The organism is Rothia nasisuis (assembly GCF_928381405.1).
GTDB classification, from domain to species: domain Bacteria; phylum Actinomycetota; class Actinomycetes; order Actinomycetales; family Micrococcaceae; genus Rothia; species Rothia nasisuis.
Window position 1 is genome coordinate 1 of record NZ_CAKMSB010000057.1, and the last position, 405, is coordinate 405.

Below are 405 nucleotides of genomic sequence, written 5' to 3' on the forward strand. Positions count from 1 at the left end.
GTCCCAGTCCGGCCCGTCTTCGCCCCCGTGCTCGCACACGCTGTCGAGGATGCGGCCCAGCCGGGCGCCGAACGCCGCGGTGGCGGTATCGAAGGCGAGCACGCGCACGGCGTCGGCCGGCGCATTCGCCATCGCGCAGATGTCGAACACGCGCGAGGCGCCGTCCTGCAGCACCTCCACCATGTCGCTCATCACGCGCACCAGCAGCGCCTCGCCGGTGCGGATCCGCACGGCGACCTGCCGGTCCGAGCGCGCCACCAGATGGGCCGCCAGCGATTCCGCCCATTTGCGCGAGGCGTCGTCGGCGAAGCCGCCCGCGGCCAGCGCGTGGCCCTCGTCCTTCCAGCGGATGTATTCGAGAGCCGCCTGCACCGGCGTGCGCTCCGGGCCCGCCGGATCGCACAG

The 405-nt window shown here is 73.8% G+C and carries 1 protein-coding gene; it reads right to left on the minus strand.

Features of this window, described 5'->3' with window-relative positions:
* On the minus strand, window positions 1-405 hold a 405-nt coding region (locus L6966_RS12015; RefSeq protein ID WP_237233476.1), incomplete at both ends, for a hypothetical protein.